Here is a 1,875-nt window from a genome sequence, read left to right as displayed (position 1 = left end):
GGCCTCTACGAGGGCGGCGTGCGCATCCCCCTCGTCGCCTGGGGCCCCGGCCGGGTCCGGCCGGGCACCACCGACCGCCCCACCCCCCTGACCGACGGCCTGCCCACCCTCGCCGAGCTCGCCGGCGCCCCCGCCCCCGCCGACGTGGACGGGCTCTCCGCCGCGCCCCTGCTCGCCGGCGGCCCCGACGCCGCCCGCCACGGCCACCTGTACTGGTTCCGCGACGAACTGGGCGTCACCAGCCGGGCCAACGCCCAGGACGCCCAGCGCGCCACCTGGCTCGCCGAGGCGGTCCGCCGGGAGAACTGGAAGGCCGTCCGCTTCGCCCCCGAACGCGACCACGCCCTCCCCGACGCGAAGTGGCAGGTCGAGCTGTACGACCTGGCGGCCGACCCCGGCGAGACCCGCGACCTCGCCGCGACGTACCCGGCCAGGGCCGCCGAACTCGTGGCGCTGATGCGCTCCTCCTGGCAGAGCCCCTACCCCCGCACCCCGTTCGGCACCCGCCTCACGCTGCCCGCCCTGGCCGTCCCGGGCCAGGCCTTCACCGTCACCGCCACCCTCGACAACGGCTCCTCGCGCCCCTGGACCGACGCCGGGCTCGGCCTCACGGCCCCCGCCGGATGGACGGTGACCGCCACCTCACCGGCCACCGCCCAGCAGCTCCCGGCTGGCGCCCGGCTCACCGCGTCCTGGCAGGTCACCCCGCCCGCGGGCGCCGCCCCGGCGACCGCGTGGACGCTCACCGCCGAAGGCACCGCCCTCGCCCCCGGCGGCCTCGTCCGCTACCCGGCCAAGGGGTCCGTCCCCACCCCGCCGCCGCCCCCCACCCGTGACTCCTACCTCTCCGACCTCGCCTGGATCAGCGCGACGAACGGCTGGGGACCGGTGGAACGCGACGCCTCCAACGGGAAGAACGCCGCCGGGGACGGCCCGCCGATCTCCTTCGGGGGCACCACCTACCCCAAGGGCCTCGGCGTCCACGCACCCAGCGAGATCGCCTACCACCTCGGCGGGACCGCCGTACGGTTCACCGCGCTCGTCGGCATCGACGACTTCTCCGCCAGGCAGAGCGCGCTCGGCGCCACCCGCGCCAAGGTCTACGGAGACGGCCGTCCGCTGCTGACCACCCCCACCCTCACGGCGGCCGGCGGCCCCGTCGCCGTCGACCTGGACGTGCGGGGCGTACGCGTGCTGCGCCTGGTGGTCGAGGACGCCAACGACCGCTCGTCCTTCGACCACACCTCCTGGGCCCTGGCCCGCGTCACCGTGGCCTGAGCCGAGCCCGCCCGGGGCGCCTACCACAGCGAGCCGAACGCGTCCCGGGCGCAACTCCTCACGTGAGGACGGCGGAAGCCCCGACCGGATCGGCCGCCACCCGGAATCCGATGTTCCCCGTCGAGCTGTCCGGGGTGTTCGAGCTGCGGGCCGCCACCCGGTAGCGGTTGCAGTAGGAGTCGTGGCAGAGGTAGGAGCCCCCGCGCATCGCGCGGGAGGACTCCTCACCCGGGGTGAACGGGTCCGCGCACCACTCCCAGACGTTGCCGACCGTGTTGTAGAGGCCGAAGCCGTTGGGCCGGAAGGACTTCACGGGGGCGGTGGAGACGTGGCCGTCGGCGGCCGTGTTGAGAACGGGGAACTCCCCCTGCCAGATGTTGCACATGTGCCGTCCGCCGGGGGTGAGTTCGTCACCCCACGGATAGCGCCGCTGCTCCAGACCGCCCCGGGCGGCGTACTCCCACTCGGCTTCGGTGGGCAGCCGGGTCCCGGACCAGGCGCAGTAGGCCTGGGCGTCGTTCCAGGAGACGTGGACGACGGGATGGTCCTGCCGCAGTCCGCCACGGAGCTCCCCGCCCCCTCCGGGCGGTTCCAGGC

1 protein-coding gene and 1 pseudogene are annotated in these 1,875 nt (G+C 75.5%); one reads left to right on the top strand and one right to left on the bottom strand.

The annotated features are described in order from the left end of the window. A partial coding sequence (locus ACFVXK_RS38490; RefSeq protein ID WP_389622019.1) for an NPCBM/NEW2 domain-containing protein occupies window positions 1-1,278 on the top strand: 1,278 nt, incomplete at its 5' end. Between the two features lie 58 nt (window positions 1,279-1,336). Here ACFVXK_RS38490 and ACFVXK_RS38485 read toward each other — a convergent pair. Further along, window positions 1,337-1,875, bottom strand: a pseudogene (locus ACFVXK_RS38485) (formylglycine-generating enzyme family protein); the annotation flags it as partial.

This window comes from Streptomyces sp. NPDC058157 (assembly GCF_042884105.1).
GTDB lineage: Bacteria > Actinomycetota > Actinomycetes > Streptomycetales > Streptomycetaceae > Streptomyces.
The sequence above is the reverse complement of the archived record's forward strand: the minus strand, read 5'-3'. Positions and strand labels throughout refer to the sequence as shown.